We start from the raw sequence: 19,226 nt of genomic DNA, 5'->3' as shown, positions 1-19,226 counted from the left end.
GGGGGCGGCCGTCCCGGCCGCCCCCTTCTTCATGTCCTCAGGCCCAGAGCTGGCCTTCGAGGCGGTCTTCCGCCTCCTCCAGGGTGCCTTCGTAGGCGCCCGTGGACAGGTATTTCCAGCCGCCGTCGGCCACCACGAAGACGACGTCGGCCCGCTCGCCCGCCTTGACGGCCTTCCCGGCCACGCCCAGCGCGGCGTGCAGCGCGGCGCCCGTCGAGACGCCCGCGAAGATGCCCTCGGCGGCCAGCAGCTCGCGGGTGCGCCGCAGCGCGTCGGCCGAGCCGACGGAGAAGCGGGTGGTCAGCACGGACTCGTCGTACAACTCGGGGATGAAGCCCTCGTCGACGTTGCGCAGGCCGTAGACCAGCTCGCCGTAGCGCGGCTCGGCGGCGACGATCTGCACGCCGGGCACCCTTTCCCGCAGGAAGCGGCCGACGCCCATGAGCGTGCCCGTCGTGCCGAGCCCGGCCACGAAGTGGGTGACCGTGGGCAGGTCGGCCAGGATCTCCGGGCCGGTGGTCTCGTAGTGGGAGCGCCAGTTGGCCGGGTTCCCGTACTGGTAGAGCATCACCCAGGACGGGTTCTCCGCGGCCAGGCCCTTGGCCACGCGGACGGCCTCGTTGGAGCCGCCCGCGGCGGGCGAGGAGATGATCTCCGCGCCCCACATGCGCAGGAGCTGACGGCGTTCCTCGGAGGTGTTCTCCGGCATCACGCAGATCAGCCGGTAGCCCTTGAGCTTGGCCGACATCGCGAGCGAGATGCCGGTGTTGCCGCTGGTGGGCTCCAGGATCGTGCAGCCGGGCGTGAGCAGGCCGTCCTTCTCGGCCTGCTCGATCATCCACAGCGCCGGCCGGTCCTTGATCGACCCGGTCGGGTTGCGGTCCTCGAGCTTGGCCCAGACGCGCACCTCGGGCGAGGGCGACAGCCGGGGCAGCCCGACGAGCGGCGTGCGCCCGACCGAGTCGATCAGCGAGTCGAACCGCATGTCACCCGCCGGCGACGGCGGGCAGCACGGTCACCGTGTCGCCGTCGGACACCGGGGTGCCGAGGCCGCCGAGGAAGCGCACGTCTTCGTCGTTGAGGTAGACGTTGACGAAGCGGCGCAGGCTGCCCTGGTCGACCAGGCGGTCCTTGATGCCGGGGTGGCGCGACTCAAGGTTGCTGATCAGCTCGTCGAGGGTGGCGCCCTCGGCGTCGACGGCCTTGGCGCCGTCGGTGTAGGTGCGCAGGATGGTGGGAATGCGAACCTCGATGGCCATCGCGGTCATTCTCCTCTTATCTGGTCGTCGTCCCATCGGCGGCAACACCGATGGCTTGGTACGGATTCCAGATCAGCGACAGTCGTAGACGACGACGGCCGGGGTGTGCGCGAAGAGGTAGCTCTGCACCGGCCGGACCATCATGGGAGGAATCTTACCTCTTCCTCCTCGATCACTCCGTCGAGGATCCGGTAGGAGCGGAACTCGACCTCGTTCTCGTCCCTGGTCGAGACCAGGACGTAGTGGGCCTGCGGCTCGGAGGCGTAGGACACGTCGGTGCGCGACGGGTACGCCTCGGTGGCGGTGTGGGAGTGGTAGATCACGACGGGCTCCTCGTCGCGGTCGTCCATCTCCCGCCAGACGCGCAGTTGCTCCATGGAGTCGAACCGGTAGAAGGTGGGCGAACGCTCGGCGTTCTCCATCGGGACGAACCGCTCGGGCACGCCGTCGCGGCCCGCGATCACCCCGCACGCCTCGTCGGGATGGTCGGCCCGCGCGTGCGCGACGATCTTGTCCACCAGTTCCTGCGAGATCGTGAGCATGCCCGGAAGCTACCAGAGGGCGCGGACCAGGCTGTCTTGGAGGTAGGTCAGCCAGTCGTAGGTGACGTAGGCCGGGTAGCGGGGGTCGTCCTCGGACATCATGGCGATCTCGTCGTGGACCTCCTCGGTCACGTCGAGCTTGGTGCCGAGCGTCAGGCGCACGTCGTTGAGCGAGCGCAGCCACGCCTGGGCCTGCTCCGGCGTCAGCTCGGCGCCGCCCGGTCGCGCGGTGTCCAGGACGGTCTGGGCGTCGGCGCGCTTGCCGTCGCGCAGCGTGGCCTCGGTGTAGCGGCGGAACTCCGAGGCCTCCTGCTCGTCCTCGTAGGCCGAGGGGAACAGCCGGGCCAGCACCGGGTCGGTGGGCGCCTGGGCCGCCCCGATGCCGAGCGCCCGCTCCAGTGGATCGTCGCTGGTCTCCCCCGGCGCGACCAGGCCGAGCAGCATCGAGACGAGCGAGCGCAACAGCGAGACCTCGGCGGCCTCGAACTGCGCGATGACCGAGCCGTTCCGCCCGGCCGAGAACCCCGAACTCACTGCCGCCGCCTCACTTGACCGAATCCGGCTGGACCGTCGCCCACAGGCCGTAGGAGTGAAGAATCTGCACATCGCGTTCCATCTCTTCGCGCGTGCCACTGGACACGACCGCCTTGCCCTTTTGGTGGACGTCCAGCATCAGTTTCTCCGCCTTCTCCTTGGTGTAGCCGAAGACGGTTTGGAAGACATAGGTCACGTAGGACATGAGGTTGACCGGGTCGTTCCAGACGATGGTCACCCATGGCAGATCGGGCCGGACGTCCGATGACGGACGCTCGACGGTGATTGGAGCGGTGCTACCCACATCCCCGAGTCTGCCCTATCTGGGTCGTAGTCTTCGAGTCGTGAGAATGACCATGAGCACTGCGTTGCTCACAGATCACTATGAGCTGACGATGCTCCAGGCGGCACTGCGCAGCGGCGCGGCGCACCGGCGCGCGGTCTTCGAGGTGTTCGCCAGACACCTGCCGGGCGGCCGCCGGTACGGGGTCGTGGCTGGCATCGGACGCGTCCTGGACGAGCTCGAACGCTTCCGTTTCGGTGACGAAGAACTCACCTTTCTCCGCGAGCAGGAGGTGGTCGACGAATCGACTCTGGCGTTTCTCGCCGATTACCGGTTTTCCGGGAACGTCTACGGCTACCGCGAGGGCGACCTGTACTTCCCCGCCTCCCCGATCATGATCGTCGAGGGCACCTTCGCCGAGGCCGTGCTGCTGGAGACGCTGACGCTGTCGATACTCAACCACGACTGCGCCATCGCCTCGGCGGCCTCCCGCATGACCAACGCCGCCGGCAAGCGCCCGCTCATCGAGATGGGCTCGCGCCGCACGCACGAGTACGCCGCCGTCGCCGCCGCCCGCGCCGCCTACATCGCCGGGTTCGCCTCCACCTCCAACCTCATGGCCGGCCACATGTACGGCGTCCCCACCGCGGGCACGGCCGCGCACGCGTTCACCCTGCTGCACGACTCCGAGCGGGACGCGTTCGAGGCCCAGATCGCCTCCCTCGGCGTGGGCACCACGCTGCTGGTGGACACCTACGACGTCGAGCAGGCGGTGCGCACGGCGGTCGAGCTGGCCGGCAACAAGCTGGGCGCGGTCCGCATCGACTCCGGCGACCTGGCCGCCGCCGCGCAGGAGGTGCGCGAGCTGCTCGACTCGCTCGGCGCCTTCGACACCCGCATCGTGGTCACCTCCGACCTCGACGAGTACGCCATCGCCGCGCTCGCCGCCGCCCCGGTGGACGGCTACGGCGTGGGCACCTCCCTGGTGACCGGGTCCGGCGTCCCCACGGCGGCCCTGGTGTACAAGCTGGTGGCGCGGGAGACCGGGGCGGGCCGGCTGGAGGCCGTGGCCAAGCGGTCGGTGGGCAAGCCGTCGCGCGGGGGGCGCAAGGAGGCGTACCGGCTGCTCGACGACGGCGGGCACGTCGAGACCGAGCTGATCACGACCGGCGGCGTCGTCCCCGACGGCGGCATCCCCCTGCTGCACGAGCTGGTGCGCGACGGCGAGGTCGTCGGCCGGGAGCCCCTGTCCGCCGCCCGTGACCGCCACGCCGCTGCCGTCGCGCTGCTCCCCCAGGAGGCGCTGCACCTCGGGAGGGGGTACGCGGCGATCCCCACGGAGTTCGTCTGACGTATCGTGCTCTTATGGGCACCGCGTTGATCATCGTCGATGTGCAGAACGACTTCTGCGAGGGTGGCAGCCTGGCCGTGGCAGGCGGCTCGGAGGTGGCCGCCGCGATCACCCGCCATCTCGGCGAGCACGGCTACGACCACGTCGTGGCCACCCGTGACCACCACGTCGACCCCGGCACCCACTTCTCGGACACCCCCGACTTCGTCACGTCCTGGCCCGCCCACTGCGTGGCCGGCACCCCCGGCGCCGACTTCCACCCCTCCTTCGACGTGTCGGAGGTGGAGGAGGTCTTCAGCAAGGGCGCCCACGCGGCGGCCTACAGCGGCTTCGAGGGCGCCTCGGGCGACGGCGCGCCGCTGGCCGACTGGCTGCGCGAGCGCGGGGTGACCGAGGTCGACGTGGTGGGCATCGCCACCGACCACTGCGTGCGGGCGACCGCGCTCGACGCGGCGGCCAACGGGCTGGCCGTGCGCGTGCTGCTCGACCTCACGGCGGGCGTCTCCCCGGCGACCACGCAGTCGGCCATGGCCCAGATGGAGGCCGCGGGCGTGACGCTGGAGGGCACGCCCAAGGCGGGCTGACCGGCCCCGCCCGGGGACGACCCGCGGTTGTGCCGCGACCGAGCCTGATCACGGACGGTACACAGTGCGCAACCCTGCGGTCATGTGATATTCAAGGATGACCTAACCTCTCCGCAGTCGAAGTAGTACGTAGAGTCATATCTCTTCATCCTGTGCGAGGTTTCTCATGCTTGCCATCTCCCTGGGCGCGGCCTGGCTGCTGCTCGCCCCTCTCGCCCTCTGGGTGCTCGTCAAGGGCCGTCCGGGGGCGCGGGTGGGGGCGGTCGTGACGCTGGCGCTGCTGGAGGTCGCGACGGTCGCGATGGGCGACGTGCCCTCCGGCCACGGCCCCGCCGTCGTGGCCCACGACATGCCGCCGGCGCCCGCGCTGCCCGCCTGCGACGAGCGCACCCCGATCCCCCAGTGGGCCAAGGTCGGGCGGCAGCTCGTGCTGTCGTGGTCGGCCGCGCCGCGCGAGTGCGCGACGGCCAAGGTGATCGCCCGTCCGGAGGGCCGCCGGCTGCTGGTGTGGGTGCACGAGGGGCCGCTGAACGGTGACCATCAGGGTGTGCGCACCCTTCCCGTCCGCGTCAAGGACGGCCGGGCGGCGCTGACCGTCCCGCTGCCGGGCGACGAGCGCTACATCCCCGTGGACGGCCGCTCCGGGAAGAGGATCCCGGCCCCCGCCGGCCTCTAGAGCCTCCTAGAGGGTCGCCACGGCCAGCCGCAGGGCGTCGTCGAACCTGGTGAACACCTCGAACGCGTGCCGCAGCCCCGTGATCGACAACACCCGGGCCATCACCCCGTGCACCCCCGCGAGCAGCAGCCTGGTGTCCCTCGACTCGCACCGCTGCATGACCTCGACGAGCTCGTTCATGCCCATCGAGTCGCAGAAGGCGACCGCGCCGAGGTCGAGGATCAGGAACGGCTTGGCCGGCAGCTCCCACACGCGCTGCATGTGCTCGCGCAGGACCGGGATGGCGTAGACGTCGAGCTCGCCTTCGAGCCGGATGATGACGGCGTTTCGGGAGAGGCCGGAAGCGACGGTGAGGGTCGACCTGCCGGGGGCCTCAGACGACATGGGCAAGATCCTTCTGGTATCCCAAGACAGCCAAGAGGGTTGTTGCCGTTCTGGCCGGCCTTCTAACGGAAGGTCACTGCTCTGTGTCCAAATGTGCAGGGTCCCCTGCCGGACCCCCGCCGGACCCCTTCGCCGGTTCGCGGGGAACCGGCGAAGGGGGCGCGGCTAGCGCCGCTGGGTGGCCCAGCGGCGGATGGCGTCGATGCGCTCCTGGATCTGCTCGGCCGTGGCCTGCGCGATCGGCGGGCCGCCGCACGCGCGGCGCAGCTCGGCGTGGATGACGCCGTGGGGCTGGCCCGTGCGGTGGTTCCAGGCGCCGACCAGGCCGTTGAGCTCGCGCCGGAGCTCGGCGATCTGCTCGTGCGGGGCGAGCGTCTCCTTGGGCTGCTCGGCCGGGCTCTGCCGGCGCTTGGCGGCCTGCTGGTCGGACTGGCGCTTGCGGAGCAGGGTGGCCACCTGGTCGGGCTCCAGGAGGCCGGGCAGGCCGAGGAAGTCCTCCTCCTCGGCCGAGCCGATCTCCGCGCCGGTGCCGAACTCGCCGCCGTCGAAGAGCACCCGGTCGAAGGTGGCCGAGGTCTCCATCGTCTCGAACGGCAGCTCGTCACCCAGGACGTCGGGGTTGTCCTTCTGCCGGTTGGCCTGCTCCAGCAGGCTGTCGTCGAGGCCGTCCTCCGGGGGCTTCCTGTTGAGCACGTGGTCGCGCTCGACCTCCATCTCGTTGGCCAGCCCCATGAGGGTGGGCACCGAGGGGAGGAAGACCGAGGCGGTCTCGCCGCGCTTGCGGGCGCGCACGAACCGGCCCACGGCCTGGGCGAAGAAGAGCGGGGTGGAGGTCGAGGTGGCGTAGACGCCCACGCACAGGCGCGGGATGTCGACCCCCTCGGAGACCATGCGGACGGCCACCAGCCACCGGTCGTGGGAGGCGGCGAACTGCTTGATCTTCTTGGACGCCCCGGGGTCGTCGGACAGGACCACCGTCGCGCCCTCGCCGGTGATGTTGCGCAGGTGGCGGGCGTAGGCGCGGGCGGTCTCGTGGTCGGTGGCGATCACCAGGCCGCCCGCGTCGGGCACGCCCCGGCGGATCTCGGTCAGGCGGCGGTCGGCGGCCTGCATGACCTGGCGGATCCAGTCGCCCTTGGGGTCGAGCGCGGCCCGCCACGCCTGGGACAGCTGGTCTTTGGTGAGCGGGGTGCCGAGCGTGGCGGCGATCTCGTCGCCCGCGCGGGTGCGCCACTTCATCTCGCCGGAGTAGGCCAGGAAGATCACCGGACGGACGACGCCGTCGTCGAGCGCCGGGCCGTAGCCGTAGGAGAAGTCGGAGACGCTGCGCTTGACGCCCTCGGCGTCCTCCTCGTAGCCGACGAACGGGATCGGGTTGTCGTCGGACCTGAACGGCGTGCCGGTGAGCTGGAGCCGGCGGGTGGCGGGCTCGAACGCCTCGCGCACGCCGTCGCCCCACGACTTGGCGTCGCCCGCGTGGTGGATCTCGTCGAAGATGACCAGCGTCTTGCGGGCCTCGGTGCGCGCCCGGTGGAGCGCGGGGTGCATCGCGACCTGCGCGTAGGTCACCGCCACCCCGGTGTAGTCGCGCGAGGTCGTGCCCTGGCTGTTCTTGAACTCCGGGTCGATGCCGATGCCGACCCGGGCGGCGGCGTCGGCCCACTGGCGTTTGAGGTGCTCGGTGGGCGTGACGATGGTGACGGCCCTGATCACCCCGTTGGCCAGCAGCTCGCTGGCGATGCGCAGGGCGTAGGTCGTCTTGCCCGCGCCGGGGGTGGCCACGGTGAGGAAGTCACGCGGCTCGCGCCTGAAGTACAGGTCGAACGCCTGCTGCTGCCAGGCGCGCAGTTTGGGCGCGGTGCCCCACGCGGCGCGGTCTGGATAGGAAGGCGAAAGGTGGGACGCGGCGAAGGTGCTCACCGCATCACCTCTGGGGTTCGTGTGCTTCGCTCTCTCACAGTGACCCAAGAGTAATCGGGCTCACCGACAAGACGTGCCGTGCACCGAGGATTCTGGCCAAGGTCTTCCCTACGTGCTATGTGGCTTATCTGAAGCTCGTCATCACCGCGTCGAGCGCCTGTCTGCCGGTGGCCGCCTCGGGCTGGAGCAGGCCGACGAGCAGCACGGCGCGGTCCGCGCGAGTGAGAAGCATCACGCGCAGGAACGCGGGCCGGTTGACGACGTCCTGGTACTCGGCCCGCAGGGCCCGGGTGTGTCCCCGCGGGATGTCCCGGTCGTCGACGACCGTGACCTTGTCGCCCTTGAGCAGCAGCCTGGAGTACAGCTCGGCGGCCTCCCCCGCGGCCTTCTTGGCGTTCGGCACGGGCTCGGCGACCCGCCTGGCCATGACCAGCGCGCCGTTGCCGTCCCTGGCGACCGAGGTGAAGCCGGTGACGGGCGGGACCGTCCCGGCGCTCCAGCCGGGCGGCAGCCGCAGCGTCACGCCGGCCACGGCGTCGCTCAGCCGGTCGGGCCGCGGCGGCGGCGCGGCGAGCCGGGACGCCACCGCGCTCACCCCCGCGACCAGCCCCCCAGCCGCCACCAGCGCGACCAGGACGCCGGCCAGACGCCGTCCGCGCCGCGGCGCCTGCTCCAGCGGGCCGGGGTCGGCGGGGGTGCCGTAGAGGCGGGCCGAGGGCGGCAGCGGCTCGGAGGGGGTGGCGTGGCGGCGGGCCGAGGGCGGCAGCGGGTCGGCCGGCGGGTCGAACGGGACGGTCCTGCGGATCCGCGGGTTCCACGCCGTCCGCTCGTACGGGTCGCGCCCCCGGCGCGGCGGCCATTGGGTCTCCTCGCCGTCGTCGTCGTCGTCGGTGTCGTCGGTGTCGGGGTCGTCCGGGAAGTCCGCGTCCTGGGGAGGAGTGCGGCGGTGCCGAGGCCCGGAAGCGGGGGGCCAGACCCGGTGATCATCCTCCATGACACCTCCTCGTCCCGTTGTCCTATCACTCCTCGGGACGAAGATCTGGCGATCCGTGATCGCTGTGGCGGGAGGGGCAGAATCACACGATCAGCGGGTGCGGGCGGCCAGGAACGTGGCGGCCAGCCCGATGAGCGCCATGAGGACCGAGATCACCACGAATCCGGTGGCGATCTGCCCGGAGCCGTGCCCGATGAAGTTGATCACCGCGCCGCCCAGGCCCACGGTCAGGGCCGAGCCCAGCATGTCGGTGACCGACAGCGCCGCGGAGTTGGCGCCCTGCTCGCTGACCGGCGACTGCCTGAGCGCGGTCACGCTGACCGTGGTCATGCCGAGGCCCATGCCGAACCCGGCCGCGATCCAGGCCGGCACCGCGATCCAGCCGCTCACCGCGGGCAGCGCCGCGAACAGCGCGATCACGATCCCGGCCGTGACGCACACCGCCCCGAGCCTGATCCGCCGGTGCGGCTCGGCGGTCCGCCTGCTCTGCAGGAACGAGCCCGCCGACCAGCCGAGCGCGCCCGTGGTCAGCGCGATCCCGGCGGCCCTGGCGTCGAAGAGCTTGACCGACGTGAGCACCAGCGGGATGAAGGAGTTCACCCCGAAGAAGGCGGCCGAGAAGAACCCGCGCAGCAGCACGGTGGTGGGCAGCCCGCGCCCGAACCGCAGCGCGCCCGGCGGCAGCAGCCGCTGCAGGCCGTAGACGAGGAAGCCCAGCCCGCCGAGCGTGGCGGCCGTGCCGATCATCGGCTGCTTGTGCAGCTCGTCCACGCCCCACAGCAGCACGCCCGCGCCGCCGGCGGCGGACGTGGCGGCCAGCGTCATCGCCAGCGGCTGCGAACGCGGCCCGCGCGGGCTCTCGTCGGCCTCCCCCGGCGTGGCCATCCGCAGCGCCGGGACGAGCATCACCAGCGCGGGCACCACCAGCGGGATGATCCCGTAGAAGACGAACCGCCAGCCCCACTCCTTCGCGACGGCCCCCGCCACGGCGGGCCCGACCATCGAGGGCACGACCCAGGCGGCCGACAGCGCCGCGAAGACCTTGGGCCGCACGACCGCCGGGTAGACCCGGGCGATCATCACGTACAGCGCCACGATCGAGGAACCGGCGCCCAGCCCCTGGACGGCCCGCGCCACCAGGAACAGCTCCTTGGCGTCCGCCGCGCCGGCCAGCGCCATCCCGGCGACGAACAGCACCACCCCGACGAGGAACGGCAGCGGGTAGCCGCGCCGGTCCGACCAGAGCCCGGCGACCACGTTGGCGAACAGGCTGGCGATGAGGAAGGCCGAGAAGCTGATGCCGTAGAGGTTGAGCGCGTCGAGGTCGGCCGAGACCGCCGGCATGACGACGCCGACCGACATGCCCTCGAAGGCGATCAGCGTGACCACCAGAAGGATCCCCAAGGTGGCGGTGCGGTACTGGGGCCCGAGGATCGGGGGTGAGGTGTCGGGAGCGTCGATTGCCTTCGGTGCTGTCACCTACACATCGTAATTGCCCCCAAACTACGCATCTGCGCTGCGTCGGTAGGCCGTCCACATCTCGTGCATGCGGTCGGCCTGCCCCTGGGTGAACTCCGACATGCACCGGTCGTGGGTGTAGTCCATGTAGTTGCGCATCGGGTCGGAGCCGGCGTGGGCGCAGGTGTCCTTGCCCTCGGGGCAGCCCTCGGTCGCGCGGGCCTCGGGGGCGGTGTCGGCGATGCCGTCGCCCGGCTCGTCGCAGCCGTTCTCGAAGGTGTGGAACAGGCCGAGCCAGTGGCCGATCTCGTGGACGCCGGTGTAGCCCTTGTCGTAGTTGGTCATCGGGCCGCCGGGCAGGCTGCGCCAGTCGATCACGACGCCGTCGAGGGCGGGGGCGCCGGCGTACCAGTAGGGGTAGCTGGCGAAGCCCAGCATGAGCTCGCTGAGCTGGGCGATGTAGAGGTTGAGCGTCTGGGCGCCGCCCTGGTGCAGGCGGGTCTTCATGTCCTTCTCGCCGCCGACGGGGTCGGTGAACCAGCCGGCGTTCTCCTTGACGGAGACCGACTCCAGCTTGAAGCGCACGCCGGTGTCGACGCCTCCGTTGCGGCCGGCGTAGGCGGCGTTGAGCACGTCGATCTGGGCCTTGACCGCCTGCTCGGAGACCTTGCGGCGGCCGTCGGTGAGGACGACCACCCGGGTCGGCACGGTGATGTGCGCAGGCACGGCCACCCCGCGCAGCCGCACCTTCAGCTCGGCCATGACCTTGGCGACGTCCTCGGGGAGCGGCGAGCGCGGGCCGGTCGCCTTGGGCACGCCCGCAGTCGGGCGCGCAGTCGGCCGCGCGGTCGGACGCGCGGTCGGACGCGCGGTCGGACGCGCGGTCGGACGCGCGGTCGGACGCGCGGTCGGACGCGCGGTCGGACGCGCGGTCGGACGCGTGCTCAGGCGCGCGGCCGACGATTGGCAGGGCGACGTCGGGGTGGCGTCGAGCGGGAGCGGCGGGGCGAGCCCGGCCGCCAGCAGGCATGCCAACGAGACGGCGGTCGCGCGCCGGGCCATGCAATCCCCCCGTGACGGTATGGGCTGGTCAGATTACCGACCGTAGCCTTACCCGAGGGGATTGGGCTTCAGCAACACTCACTGCTTCTTGTCGTCACCCCCGCCGCCCGACGGAAGACCTTCGTAGATCTCCTTGCACTCGGGGCAGACCGGGTATTTCTTCGGGTCCCGGCTGGGCACCCAGACCTTGCCGCACAGGGCGCGGATGGGTGTGCCCGTCACCATGCTCTCGGTGATCTTGTGCTTGTCCGCGTAGTGGGCGAAGCGCTCGTGGTCGCCGTCACCGTGAGAGGTGCGCGGCGTGGTCTCCTGCTCTGGGAGGATCTTCGTGCTCACCCCATCGAGTTTATGCCCGCCGGCGAGCGGTCCCGCGTACCGCGCCGGCGTGGCAGCGCGGCGAGCCCGGGGAGCCAGCCGAGCACGATTCCCCAGATCAGCCCCACGGCCAGGCCGCCGCCGAGATAGCCCAGATAGGCGCCGATCCCGGCCTGCGCGACCGTGGCGAGCAGGGCCGCGCGCAGCAGGTTCACCACGACCGCGGCGGCCAGGAACCTGCCCCAGGTGCGCCAGAAGCCGCCGCGCGTGGCCGCCAGCGCGCCGACCAGGGCGAGCGCCAGGACCGTGTCGGCGAGCGTGAGCAGCCACGTCGTCTCGCCGAGGGGGACGACGCGCAGGCCCGGCAGCGCGTACGGGGCCCCGACCGCGGACGGCACGGCCAGGTAGCCGACCCTCGTGACCAGGGCCGCGCCGAACAGACCGAACCCCAGGACGATCAAGAAGGCGACGATCGCCGGCAGGCTATTGCGAACAAGGCTCATGTTCGGCAGGCTAGCCGCGTCCATGATTCTGATGGAAGACCCCATTTCCCGGCATCCGCGGAGATCAGATGAAGCGTGCCAGGTTGCTCGCGACGACAGCCGTGCTCGTCCTGCTGGCCGGAGGCGCCGTCGCCGCCGCGACCAGGGACGCTCCCCCGTCCACGCCCCGCTATGTCACCGACGACCGGGGACGGGCGCTGATCCTGCACGGCTTCAACACGGCGGGCAGCGCCAAGGGCGCCCCCGACGCCCTGCCCGAGCTGACCCCGGACGACATCGACCGCGAGTACCGGGACATGGGCACCAACTTCGTGCGGTTCCTCATCCAGTGGCGGGCCGTGGAGCCCTCCCCCGGCACCTATGACACGAAATATCTGGACAAGGTGGCTGAGCGGGTGCGGTGGTACTCCGACCGCGGCTACCAGGTCATGCTCGACATGCACCAGGACCTGTGGGGCAACGGCATCACCCCCACCGGCGTCGCCGGCAACGGCGCGCCCGGCTGGGCCACCCACACCGACGGCCTGCCGGTGGCCACCGACCACTTCACCTGGGAGATGTACTACCTGGAACCCGGCGTCATCCGGGCCTTCGACCACTTCTGGAACACCACCGGCGAGCACCCCGAGCTGATGGACCACTACGCCAAGGCGTGGGCGGCGGTCGCGGCCCGCTTCAAGGACGTGCCGGGCGTTCTCGGGTACGACCTGATGAACGAGCCGTGGGGCGGCTCGGTCCAGGGCGCGGCGTTCGAGACCGGCCCCCTGGCCACCCTCTACCGCAAGAGCATCGACCGGATCAGGGCGGTCGACCAGGACAGCTGGATCTTCCTGGAGCCGCAGGCCGTGGGCGTCAACTGGGGGCTGCCGTCGTCGCTGCCGCGCTTCGACGACCCGCGCGGCGGGCCGCCGCGCATCGCCTTCGCCCCGCACGTCTACCCGCTGCCGCTGGACCTCGGGGACGACTACGCCGCCGGCTCCAAGGAGTGGACCGACCGCACGCTGGGCTGGTGGCGCGAGAACATCGCGCGGACGGCCGAGCGCATGGGGGCGCCGGTCCTGCTGGGCGAGTTCGGGCTGGACATGACCCGGCCCGGCGCGTCCGACCTGGTGCGGAAGGTCCAGGGGCTGAGCGACGAGGTGGGCACCGGCATGGCCTACTGGTCGCGGGACGCCGACGCCTGGGGGCCGTACGACGTGAAGGGGAAGGCCACCGCGTTGCCGGGCGCGTACGTCAGGGCCTACCCGAGGGCGATCGGCGGCGTCCCGATCAGCGTGACCTACGGCGAGAACCGCCTCCAGGTGGTCTTCGACGCCAACGAGACCGGCCCCACCGAGATCTACCTGCCCGAGCGCGGCTTCCCGAACGGCGCCCGGGTGGACGGCGGCACCGCCGCCTGGAACGCCGCCAGGCGCATCCTGACGGTCACCACCAAGACCTCGGGCCGCGTCGTCCTGACCGTCACCCCCGCATAACCGGCCCCGGACAACCGCCACCCCCGCACAACCGGCCCCGGACAGCGGAACGGCCCCCGCCACGCAGGCGGGGGCCGTTCCGGCGGGACGCGGTCAGCCCATGTGGACCGGCGCGCCCTCGCTCTTCCGCCCGGCCTTGACGAACAGCGTCAGCAGGGCCGTCAGCACCGCGACACCGGTGCTGACCAGGAAGGCGAGGTGCATGCCGTCCATGAACGAGTGGTGCACGGCGTCGGTGACCACCTGCGGCAGCCCGGGAGGCGCCGCGCCGAACGCGGCGGCCTTCTCCAGCAGCGGGAGCTGCGCGGGCGGGATCGCCTGCGCCGCCGGGCCGAGGTAGCCGGGCAGGGTGTCGGCGATCTCGCCGGCCATCACGGCGCCCAGGATCGCGGTGCCGAGCGCGCCGCCGACCTGCATGGCCGACTGCTGCACGCCGCCCGCGACGCCGCTCAGCTCGACCGGCGCGTTGCCCACGATGATCTCGGTCGCGCCGACGAACACCGGCGAGAGGCCGAAGGCCAGCAGCACGAACGGCAGGCCGCTCTCGATGAACGAGGCGTCGATGCTGAGACGCGACATGAGGAACATCGAGCACGCGGTGATCAGCAGACCGGCGGCCATCGTGATCTTCGGCCCGAGCTTGCCGATCGCCATGCCGGCCAGCGGCGAGGCGACGATCATGCCCGCGCTCATCGGCAACATCCGCAGACCCGCCTCCAGCGGGGTCAGGCCGTGCACGCCCTGGAAGAAGAAGCCCAGGAAGAACATCGCGCCGAACATGGCGAACGCGACCATCATCATCAGCAGGGTGCCGATCGAGATCGAGGCGTTCTTGAACAGCGACAGCGGCACCAGCGGCTGCTTGGCCCTGCTCTGCCAGAAGATGAACGCGGCGATGAGCACCACGAACGCGCCGATGAAGGTCAGCGTCGTCGAGTCGCCCCAGCCCCACTCGGGGGCCTTGATGATCGTCCAGACCAGCGAGAACATCGCGCCCGACAGCAGCAGCACGCCGAGCCAGTCGATCCTGGCGAACGTCTGGACGCGGTTCTCCTTGATCAGGAAAATGCCCATGATCAGCGCGACGATGCCCACCGGGGCGTTGATGAAGAAGACCGACTCCCAGCTCACCTTCTCCACCAGCACGCCGCCCACGATCGGGCCGGCGGCGCTGGACAGACCGATGATCGCACCCCAGGCCCCCATGGCCTGGTTCAGCTTCTCACCGGGGAAGGCGCCACGCAGCAGGGCCAGGGCGGCCGGCTGGAGCAGGGCGCCGAAGAGGCCCTGCAGCACCCGCAGGCCGATCAGCGCGCCGACCGGCGACACACCGGGAACGATGTCGGCCAGTTCCTGGCTGAGACCGATGCCGATCGAGGACAGAGCGAAGCCGGCCACGCCGATCAGGAAGACGCGCTTGTGCCCGAACAGGTCGCCGAGCTTGCCCGCCGTGATCAGGAACACGGCCAGCGCGAGCAGGTAACCGCTGGTCACCCACTGCAGGTCGGACAGCGACGCCTTCAACTCCATCTGGATGACGGGGTTGGCGATGCCCACCACCGTGCCGTCCAGCATCACCATGATGACGCCGAGGCTGACCGCCAACAGCACCAGCCACGGGTTTCCGCCACCTGTCCCCGTCTTACCGAGGCCGGGCGACGACGGTTCGACGACCGCCTTCGCGTTAGCCATAAGGTCCCCCTCAGTCACATACCGCTCAACTGCGGCATAGGTCTCGTAAGCCTCAGGTAGGGTATGTCAGGCGATGACTTATGACAAACGATTTTAAAAAGACGCCGCATGACTTCTGGCACACTGTGACAGAAAGGTGGCGAAGGGGTGTCCGCTGTGGGTCTACGGGAACGCAAGAAGGAGAAGACGCGCCTCGCGCTCCTCGACGCGGCGCTCGACCTGTTCCTCGAACAAGGATACGAGTCCACCACGATCGAGCAGATAGCGGGGGTCGTCGAAGTCTCTCCCCGCACCTTCTTCCGCTACTTCACCAGCAAGGACCATCTCGTTCTGTGGTTCCACGACCACGGCGAGGAGATCCTGCTGGAGGAGTTCGCCGCTCGTCCCGCGGACGAGCCCCCGTTCACGTCGCTCATGCACGGCCTGCGGGCCATGGTGGACGACATGCAGGGGTCAACGCCGGAGGACACCGAGAGGTTCCTGAAGCTGCGGCAACTCTTCGATAAATATCCACATCTGGTGGGACAGTCGGTGGCCCGGGGCGCCATGACGGAGACCCGGCTGGCCGAGGCCGTCGCCGCCCGCAGAGGGGTCGCCCCCGAGGACGATCAGCTGACGTACCTGATCGTGGCGTTCGCGATGTCCACCATGCGCATCGGCTTCGAGTGCCCCCGCAGGGAGACCACCATGCCGGAGATCGTCTCGCGCATCTCCGAGGCGGTCGCGCTGGCCGAGGCGTCGCTGCGGCCCGGCTGGGACACCCGCCCGGCGGCCTAGTTCATCGTGGGGTCGTCGGGGCAGGTCGCCACGAAGGCCAGCTCGCCCGGCTGGCGCCGCAGCACGTGCCGCCAGAGCGAGCCGGGGTCGCCGTGGAAGGTGTCGCCGTCCTCGGAGTCGACGACGTACCAGGCGCCTTCGGCGATCTCGCTCTCCAGCTGGCCGGAGGTCCAGCCGGCGTACCCGGCGAAGATCCGCATCTGCGCGATCTCGCCCTGGAGGATCTCGGGGGGCGCGTCGAGGTCGACCGTGCCCAGGCGGGAGACGGCCGGGGTGCCGGCGTGGAGCCTGCGCCAGCCGAGCGGCTCCTCCCCGCTCGGGACCGCCGCGAGGGCGAGGGCGCTGTCGGTCTGCACGGGGCCGCCCTCGAACAGCACCGGCGGCCCGGTCACCAGCGGGTCCCAGACCGGCAGCACCTGCGTGACCGAGATGTCGCTGGGCCGGTTGAGCACCACGCCGAGCGTGCCGCCGTCGTGGTCGTGTTCCAGGATCAGCACGACGCTACGCCGGAAGTTGGGGTCGTCAAGAAGCGGCGTCGCCACCAACAAACCGCCGACGTAGATCGCTTCCGCCATACCTCCATCATGAGGGCTGTGACGGGCTTCCGCTCCCCCGGCTCGGTCATGTTACTTTCTGTGCGCTTATGGGCACGATCTGTGGCAAAGATCACGCTTGCGGGGCTCGGGAGGAGCACATGCGCATCGGTACACGCCTCGTCCTGGCCGCCCTTCCCGTGGGCGCGGCCGTGCTGCTCCCGTCGTCCGCGCAGGCGTGGCCGCTGCCCGACCGGGGTGATCCGTTCACGATGACGACCGACCGGATCGCGTGCGGCTCGGGGTCCGTACGGGTTACGCTGCGCAACCAGACGCCCCAGCTCGCCCGGTTCGACCTGCGGGTGGACGCGCGGAGCGTGGCGACCGGCTCGATCCCGGCCCGCAAGCAGGTGGTCAGGACGGTCCGGATCGACCGGGGCACCACCCGCGAGATCGAGGCGTTCTCGGTCACCGACACCCATCCCGACACGCTGCTCGACTCCACCCGGGTGCGCAACGACTGCGCCTGGGGGCGGGAGCGCAGGCACGGCCGCCTGCCGTACACCGGGCCGCCGTCCGACCTGTGGGGCAAGCTGGCGACGGCGGCCGGGCTCGTGGTGATGGGCGGGATCATGTGGTGGTACGGCTCCGTCTGGCCCCGTTCGGTCCCCGACGGCCCCTTGTGACCCCGCCCGTGACCCCGCCCGTGACCCCGCCCGTGACCCCGCCCGTGACCCCGCCCGTGACCCCGCCCGTGACCCCGCCCGTGACCCCGCCCGCGCGAGAGGCGCCGTCGTGCCGCGTCAGGCGTCCCGCGGGACGAACGCGCCCGCCCGCGCCGCGGCCAGCGTGCGCAGCGCCGCGTCCCGGGCGACCTCCAGGTCCACCGGCTCCTTGGTGACCAGCAGGCGGTAGTAGAGCGGCGCGGAGATCGCCCGGATCACCTCCATGCCGTCGGTGCCCTCGGGCAATTCACCCCGTTTCACTGCGAGGTCGACGACCTTCGCCCACTCCTCGATGCGCCGCAGATAGAACGCGCGCAACGCCTGGACGGCCTGCGCGTCGGAGGTGCCCGCCGCGATCACCGCCTGGAACGTGGCCCCGAGCCGGTGGTCGGTGACCGCGCCCACGACGGCCCCGGCGTTGGCCAGCAGGTCGCCCTCGATGGATCCCGTGTCGGCGTGCGGTGACGACTGCTCGGCCAGCTCGGTCATCAGGTCCGTCACCAGCCCGGCCCTGCTGCCCCAGCGCCGGTAGACCGTGGTCTTGCCCACGCCGGCCCTGGCCGCCACCTGGTCCATGGTCAGCCCATGGAAACCGTGCTCGACCAGCTCGTCCTGAGTGGCCTCCAGCACGGCCGCGCGCACGCGCGCGGTGCGGCCCCCTGGCCGCACAGTCCCCGCCAAACGGGACTCTTGTTCCATTAATGCCCCTTTCGTGCTATCGTCGTGCCGCATCTTAACGGAACTAGTGTCCCATTAGGGGGATGGCATGACCGTGCTCGCCGATCGGCCCCGATCCGATCGCATGACGTCCGCGCAGCGGCTGGTTCTGGTGCTCCTGCTGGGGTCCCAGTTCATGCTCGCCGTGGACTTCTCCATTCTGAACGTGGCGCTGCCGGTGATCGGTTCAGGTCTCGGCTTCGCGCTGTCCGACCTCCAGTGGGTGGCCACGGCGTTCGCGTTGGCCGCCGCCGGGTTCACGTTGCTCTTCGGCAGGATCGCCGACCTGTTCGGGCGGCGCCGGCTGTTCCTGGCGGGCATGGTGCTGCTGGGGGTCTCCTCGCTGGCCGGCGGCCTGGCCGTCTCACCCGGCATGCTGCTGGTCGCCCGGGTCGCCCAGGGCCTGGCCACGGCCGTCGTCACGCCCGCCGGGCTCGCACTGCTGACCACGTCGTTCCCCGAGGGGCCGCTGCGGGCCAGGGCGCTCGGCCTGAACGGCGCGCTGATGTCGGCCGGGTTCACCTCGGGCGCGATCCTGGGCGGGCTGCTGACCGAGTTGCTGAGCTGGCGGTGGGCGTTCTTCGTCAACGTGCCCGTCGCGCTGGCCGTGGTCGTCGCCGCGCCCGTGGTGCTGAAGGAGAGCCGTCCCGCCGAGCGGCCCGGGATGGACCTGCCCGGCGCGGTGAGCGTGACCGCCGGCCTGCTCGCGCTGGTCTTCGGCCTGACCAGGGCCGGCGAGCACGGCTTCGCCGACCCCCTCGGCCTCGGCGCGCTCGCCGCCGGCGCCGCCCTGCTCGTCGCCTTCTGGTACGTCGAGCGCCGGGCCGCCGCACCCCTGGTGCCCGTCCCGATCCTGGCCCGGCCCAACGTCACCTGGGGCAACCTGGCCGGGCTGATCGCCTTCGCCACGGAGACGTCCCTCGTCTTCCTGATGACCCTCTACCTGCAGAAGGTGCTCGGCTACTCGGCACTGGCGACCGGGCTGGCGTTCGGGGTGCTGGGGCTCGGCACCGTGCTCGGCGGCGTGCTCGCGCCCCGGGTCCTCGGCCGGCTCGGCAGGGGCCGGGCGCTGGCGGCCGGATTCGGGCTCCAGGCCGTCGCGACGGCGTCGCTGGCGCTGCTGGGCACCGGTCCCGGATGGATCTGGCTGCTGCTGGCGGCCACCTTCGCGGGCGGGATCGGGAACATGGTGGCGATCGTCGGGTTCATGGTGACGGCCACGTCCGGTCTGCCGGACTCCGAGCAGGGCCTGGCCACCGGCCTGGCGACGATGACGCAGCAGGTCGGCATCACCATGGGCATCCCGGTCATGAGCGCCGTGGCCACGGCCGCGATGGGCACCGTGCTCCAGGGGGTGATCGTGGCGGTGCTCGTCAACGCCGCCCTCACGGTCGGCGGAGCACTGATTTCCCGCAAGCGTTCGGCAATGTCGAACTGATCTG

The 19,226-nt window shown here is 71.1% G+C and carries 22 protein-coding genes and 1 pseudogene; 7 read left to right on the top strand and 16 right to left on the bottom strand.

Annotated elements, in window-relative coordinates:
- Positions 1-37: 37 nt before the first annotated feature.
- The 5 genes from ACIBK9_RS32475 to clpS form a co-directional block, all read right to left on the bottom strand.
- Positions 38-985: a cysteine synthase gene (locus ACIBK9_RS32475; RefSeq protein ID WP_358283538.1), complete on the bottom strand. Its 948-nt coding sequence runs from the start codon at positions 983-985 to the stop codon at positions 38-40.
- Position 986: 1 nt separating this feature from the next.
- Positions 987-1,259 (bottom strand): MoaD/ThiS family protein, encoded by a 273-nt coding sequence (locus ACIBK9_RS32470; protein WP_352350116.1) that lies wholly within the window; start codon positions 1,257-1,259, stop codon positions 987-989.
- Positions 1,260-1,399: 140 nt separating this feature from the next.
- On the bottom strand, positions 1,400-1,801 hold the full coding sequence (locus tag ACIBK9_RS32465) for a M67 family metallopeptidase (RefSeq protein WP_352327704.1): 402 nt from the start codon (positions 1,799-1,801) through the stop codon (positions 1,400-1,402).
- Between the two features lie 9 nt (positions 1,802-1,810).
- Positions 1,811-2,335 carry a DUF2017 domain-containing protein gene (locus ACIBK9_RS32460; protein WP_352350114.1) on the bottom strand — a complete coding sequence of 175 codons (525 nt, stop codon included), beginning with the start codon at positions 2,333-2,335 and terminating at the stop codon, positions 1,811-1,813.
- Positions 2,336-2,345: 10 nt separating this feature from the next.
- Entirely contained in the window at positions 2,346-2,639 is a 294-nt protein-coding gene (gene clpS, locus ACIBK9_RS32455) for an ATP-dependent Clp protease adapter ClpS (protein ID WP_352350112.1), read from the bottom strand.
- A 46-nt stretch (positions 2,640-2,685) separates the two neighbouring features.
- Here clpS and ACIBK9_RS32450 point away from each other — a divergent pair, with 46 nt between their 5' ends.
- The 3 genes from ACIBK9_RS32450 to ACIBK9_RS32440 all read left to right on the top strand — a co-directional run bounded on the left by ACIBK9_RS32450 (position 2,686) and on the right by ACIBK9_RS32440 (position 5,229).
- Positions 2,686-3,969 carry a nicotinate phosphoribosyltransferase gene (locus ACIBK9_RS32450; protein ID WP_397162489.1) on the top strand — a complete coding sequence of 428 codons (1,284 nt, stop codon included), beginning with the start codon at positions 2,686-2,688 and terminating at the stop codon, positions 3,967-3,969.
- Positions 3,970-3,983: 14 nt separating this feature from the next.
- Entirely contained in the window at positions 3,984-4,553 is a 570-nt protein-coding gene (locus ACIBK9_RS32445; RefSeq protein ID WP_397162488.1) for a nicotinamidase, read from the top strand.
- 166 nt (positions 4,554-4,719) lie between these two features.
- Complete coding sequence (locus tag ACIBK9_RS32440) at positions 4,720-5,229, top strand: hypothetical protein (protein WP_397162487.1); 510 nt, start codon at positions 4,720-4,722, stop codon at positions 5,227-5,229.
- A 6-nt stretch (positions 5,230-5,235) separates the two neighbouring features.
- Here ACIBK9_RS32440 and ACIBK9_RS32435 read toward each other — a convergent pair whose 3' ends face one another.
- The 8 genes and pseudogenes from ACIBK9_RS32435 to ACIBK9_RS32400 all read right to left on the bottom strand — a co-directional run bounded on the left by ACIBK9_RS32435 (position 5,236) and on the right by ACIBK9_RS32400 (position 11,865).
- Positions 5,236-5,613 carry an STAS domain-containing protein gene (locus ACIBK9_RS32435; RefSeq protein WP_397162486.1) on the bottom strand — a complete coding sequence of 126 codons (378 nt, stop codon included), beginning with the start codon at positions 5,611-5,613 and terminating at the stop codon, positions 5,236-5,238.
- A gap of 165 nt (positions 5,614-5,778) precedes the next feature.
- On the bottom strand, positions 5,779-7,533 hold the full coding sequence (locus tag ACIBK9_RS32430; RefSeq protein ID WP_397162485.1) for a DEAD/DEAH box helicase: 1,755 nt from the start codon (positions 7,531-7,533) through the stop codon (positions 5,779-5,781).
- Between the two features lie 124 nt (positions 7,534-7,657).
- Positions 7,658-8,527 (bottom strand): hypothetical protein, encoded by an 870-nt coding sequence (locus ACIBK9_RS32425; RefSeq protein ID WP_397162484.1) that lies wholly within the window; start codon positions 8,525-8,527, stop codon positions 7,658-7,660.
- Between the two features lie 90 nt (positions 8,528-8,617).
- The gene (locus ACIBK9_RS32420) at positions 8,618-10,006 is read right to left on the bottom strand and encodes an MFS transporter (protein ID WP_397162483.1); all 1,389 of its coding nucleotides are present in this window, start codon (positions 10,004-10,006) and stop codon (positions 8,618-8,620) included.
- 24 nt (positions 10,007-10,030) lie between these two features.
- Positions 10,031-10,801, bottom strand: coding sequence for a zinc metalloprotease (locus ACIBK9_RS32415; RefSeq protein ID WP_397162594.1), 771 nt, complete (start codon positions 10,799-10,801; stop codon positions 10,031-10,033).
- Positions 10,802-10,858: 57 nt separating this feature from the next.
- Positions 10,859-11,047 (bottom strand): annotated as a pseudogene (locus tag ACIBK9_RS32410) (hypothetical protein); the annotation flags it as partial.
- A gap of 78 nt (positions 11,048-11,125) precedes the next feature.
- A complete protein-coding gene (locus ACIBK9_RS32405) occupies positions 11,126-11,383 on the bottom strand; it encodes a DUF3039 domain-containing protein (RefSeq protein WP_358283521.1) in 258 nt (85 codons plus the stop codon).
- Positions 11,380-11,865, bottom strand: coding sequence for a hypothetical protein (locus ACIBK9_RS32400; protein WP_387667931.1), 486 nt, complete (start codon positions 11,863-11,865; stop codon positions 11,380-11,382). Before ACIBK9_RS32400 ends, ACIBK9_RS32405 begins: the two co-directional genes overlap by 4 nt.
- A gap of 68 nt (positions 11,866-11,933) precedes the next feature.
- On the opposite strand from ACIBK9_RS32400, the gene ACIBK9_RS32395 reads away from it, so the two are divergent.
- Positions 11,934-13,340, top strand: a complete 1,407-nt coding sequence (locus ACIBK9_RS32395) for a cellulase family glycosylhydrolase (protein ID WP_397162482.1) — start codon at positions 11,934-11,936, stop codon at positions 13,338-13,340.
- Between the two features lie 93 nt (positions 13,341-13,433).
- Here the strand turns inward: ACIBK9_RS32395 and ACIBK9_RS32390 are convergent, their stop codons facing one another.
- The gene (locus ACIBK9_RS32390; protein WP_397162481.1) at positions 13,434-15,032 is read right to left on the bottom strand and encodes an MFS transporter; all 1,599 of its coding nucleotides are present in this window, start codon (positions 15,030-15,032) and stop codon (positions 13,434-13,436) included.
- 147 nt (positions 15,033-15,179) lie between these two features.
- Between ACIBK9_RS32390 and ACIBK9_RS32385 the strand changes: the two genes are divergently transcribed.
- A complete protein-coding gene (locus tag ACIBK9_RS32385) occupies positions 15,180-15,809 on the top strand; it encodes a TetR family transcriptional regulator (protein ID WP_358283515.1) in 630 nt (209 codons plus the stop codon).
- Here the strand turns inward: ACIBK9_RS32385 and ACIBK9_RS32380 are convergent.
- Positions 15,806-16,384 carry a YqgE/AlgH family protein gene (locus ACIBK9_RS32380; RefSeq protein WP_358283513.1) on the bottom strand — a complete coding sequence of 193 codons (579 nt, stop codon included), beginning with the start codon at positions 16,382-16,384 and terminating at the stop codon, positions 15,806-15,808. The two genes, ACIBK9_RS32385 and ACIBK9_RS32380, sit on opposite strands and share 4 nt — an antisense overlap.
- Before the next feature lie 119 nt (positions 16,385-16,503).
- Between ACIBK9_RS32380 and ACIBK9_RS32375 the strand changes: the two genes are divergently transcribed.
- The gene (locus tag ACIBK9_RS32375) at positions 16,504-17,028 is read left to right on the top strand and encodes a hypothetical protein (RefSeq protein ID WP_358283512.1); all 525 of its coding nucleotides are present in this window, start codon (positions 16,504-16,506) and stop codon (positions 17,026-17,028) included.
- Between the two features lie 117 nt (positions 17,029-17,145).
- Here ACIBK9_RS32375 and ACIBK9_RS32370 read toward each other — a convergent pair whose 3' ends face one another.
- Complete coding sequence (locus ACIBK9_RS32370) at positions 17,146-17,766, bottom strand: TetR/AcrR family transcriptional regulator (RefSeq protein WP_358283510.1); 621 nt, start codon at positions 17,764-17,766, stop codon at positions 17,146-17,148.
- Between the two features lie 103 nt (positions 17,767-17,869).
- On the opposite strand from ACIBK9_RS32370, the gene ACIBK9_RS32365 reads away from it, so the two are divergent.
- Positions 17,870-19,222 carry an MFS transporter gene (locus tag ACIBK9_RS32365; RefSeq protein WP_397162480.1) on the top strand — a complete coding sequence of 451 codons (1,353 nt, stop codon included), beginning with the start codon at positions 17,870-17,872 and terminating at the stop codon, positions 19,220-19,222.
- The last annotated feature ends 4 nt before the right edge of the window (positions 19,223-19,226 follow it).

The sequence above is a fragment of the Nonomuraea sp. NPDC050227 genome (genome assembly GCF_044459705.1).
GTDB lineage: Bacteria > Actinomycetota > Actinomycetes > Streptosporangiales > Streptosporangiaceae > Nonomuraea.
This window is presented reverse-complemented; position numbering and strand designations above follow the sequence as displayed.